The organism is Glycomyces sp. NPDC050141 (assembly GCF_055586545.1).
The window spans coordinates 1-2,763 of record NZ_JBVJHZ010000081.1; the positions used below are offsets into that span (position 1 = coordinate 1).

Genomic DNA, 2,763 nt, shown 5'->3' on the forward strand with positions numbered 1-2,763 from the left:
ACCCCCACCACCCCCCCCACACACAAAAACAAAGAGGTCCGCTTTCCCCCTCCCCCTCCCTTCCCCCCAAAAAAAAGGAACAAAGGGCGTCCCCCCCCCCCCCCCCCCTCCCCCAGTAGAGGTGGTACGGTTCGCCGTTCCCGAGGTGGAACGGCGCGAAGGTGTAGCCGTCGGCCTTGAACTCCAGCGGTTCGCCGGTGGGCTCGAACGCGGAGAGGTCATCGCCGAGAGCGATGTCGATGAGGCCGGTCGCGAGGTCGTCGCCGACCGCCTCGTGCTTGACGGCGAGCAGGGTCGGCCCGCAGTACACGGACTCGATGCCGGGGTCGTCGAGGACGGCTTCGGTGTGGAGGCGCAGCGGCATCGCGATGTCGACGGTGTCGCCGCCCCGCCAGGTCCGCTCGATCGAGACGTAGGTGCCCGGGGTGGCGTCGAGGGTCTGCTTGCGGCCGTTGACTTTCACCGTGAACTCCTCGGCCCAGGAGGGGACGCGGAGCTTGAGGGCGAAGGCGGCGCGGCGGCGGGTGCGGACCTTGAGGCGGCTCGCGCCCTCGAAGGGGTACTCGGTGGTCTGGTCGAGTGCGACGCCGCGCGCGTCCCAGTCGACAGTGGACGGCATGTAGAGGTTGACGTACAGCGCGTCGTTCCCGGCTGAGGCGAAGTAGACCGAGTCCTGGTACTTCGTGTGGTTCTCCATGCCGGTGCCGCCGCAGCAGGTCCCGGTGTTCCCGAACTCGCGCCACCGGCCGGGCCGCACGGGCGCGAAGTAGGTGACCTCGGGGTCCTCGGTGCTGTCCTCGTCCCGCCGCGAACCGAGGATCTGGTTGTACAGGGCCCGCTCGTAGTACTCCATGTACTTCGGGTCGCCGGTGTGGAAGAAGAGGTTCCGCGCCAGCTTGAGGAGGTTGTAGACGCAGCAGGTCTCGGCGTGGTTGGGGTCGTTCGGGTACTGCCACAGGGAACCGGCGATGACGCCGCGCTTGCGGAAGATCTCCCCGACCCCGGTGCCGCCGTGGGCGTACATGCGGTGCGGCACGACCATGTCCCAGAACTGGACGGCCGCGGTCTTGTAGTCGTCGCCCGCGCCCTGCTCGTGCATGCGCAGGTAGCCGGTGAACTGCGGGATGTGCTGGTTGGCGTGCTTGCCGTCGAGGAGGTCGGTGCCCGCGACAGTGGCCTGGAGGAGCGCGGTGTTGTCGAAGAACCTCGCGGTCTCCAGGTACTCGGGGCGGTCGGGCCTGGCCTCGGCGAGGTTCGCGAGGCTCTCGTTCATGCCGCCGTACTCGCCCGCGATGTAGATGGACCACATGCGGTCGAGGCGTTCGCGCGGGAGCTTCGACAAGCGCGAATGCATCCAGTCGCCCAGGCCCGAGGCGAGTTCGAGGGCGGCGGTGCTGCCCGCGAGGCGGTGGGCGTCGAGGAGCCCGGCCATGATCTTGTGCGTCGTGTAGTACGGCGCCCAGATCCCGGCGTTGCCGCCGTACGTGGCGAACTCCTCGAGCCGCACGAACTGCGTCTCGGGGTAGGCGGCGATGAAACCGGGGTGGCGGTTGCCGTCGCCGGGGCCGATCAGCTGGGCGTCGCGGCCGCTGCCTGAGGCGTCGGCGCAGACGGGGCCGGGCTGGTCGTCGAAGCGGTACGCTGCCACGTCGCCTTGCGCGCCTTCAAGGAGGGCGGCGACCTGGTCGGCGTTGAGGGCCGTGCCGTAGACGTGGAACTCGTCGACATCGGCGTTCAGGTACTGGGTGATGCCCTGCGGGAACTGGCCGCGGCCGATCCAGTTGGCAGCGGTCGCACCGAGATCGGCCGGGGTCAGCGAGACCGCGCCCGAACCGGCGGCGGTGCCGTTGACGTAGAGGACGGCCGTGCCGCCGCCGAGCGTGACGGCCAGGTGGACCCACTCCCCCGCCGGGAGCGGCGCGGTCGCGGTGACACGCTGTTCAGTCGCGGTGCCGCCGGTGGTGATCGCGAAGCGCGGGAACGGGTTCGCGTTGTCGGCGCGGATCGTGAGGTACATGTGGGCGTTCGCGTCGGCGCCGAAGTCGAAGACCTTGACGCCGTTGGCGAGCGGCGCGGGATCGGCCCAGGGGTCGGGCAGGCGGGCTTGGTCGACCGAGCCGAGCTTGACCCAGGTCGCCACGGTGATCGCGGACAGGCCGTCCACGAGTCCGTTCGGGAGCCGCAGGTGCTCGGCGTTTCCGAGCGGGGAGCCGGTGAGCCGCACGGCCGTCCCGTTGCGGCCCGCCACGCGCGGGGTCGCCACCGCGGCGGCGGCCGCGAGCGCGTCACGGCACTCGCCAAGGCCCGCAACGAGATGGTCGAGCTTGCGCTGGTAGGCGCGGTCGCCGGTACCGGCCCAGGCCTGCGCGAGCATCGACAGGAAGTGCCCGCTGTAGTGGCCCCGCAGGTAGCCGTTCGCGTCGTCCCAGCTGCCGGGCGGCTCGACACCGTCCGCATTGGGCAGACCGGCCGCGGCGCGGAAGTTGTAGAGCATCCGGTCCGGGCCGCCGAGCTCTCCCAGGTCGGCGGCGTAGCCCTTCGCGTAGCCGAGCATCCGGTCGCGCTTCTCACTGAAGAGCGAGTCGTCGAGCGCCACGTCGCCGAGGCCGAACGGGCGGACGGCCCAGGAGGCGGGGGCCGCCGCGGGGGCGGCCCCGAGGGGGGGGGGGGGGGGGGGGGGGGGGGGGGGGGGGGGGGGGGGGGAGAGGCAGGGGGGGGGGGGGGGGGGGGGGGGAGAAGAGGGAAAAGAAGGGACGGCGGGGT

At 71.4% G+C, this 2,763-nt stretch carries 1 protein-coding gene; it reads right to left on the reverse strand.

Going from position 1 to position 2,763, the window contains the following annotated elements:
* The coding region (locus ACZ60M_RS25410; protein ID WP_465422038.1) for a beta-L-arabinofuranosidase domain-containing protein at window positions 1-2,596 on the reverse strand (2,596 nt) is incomplete at its 3' end.
* Between the last annotated feature and the right edge of the window lie 167 nt (window positions 2,597-2,763).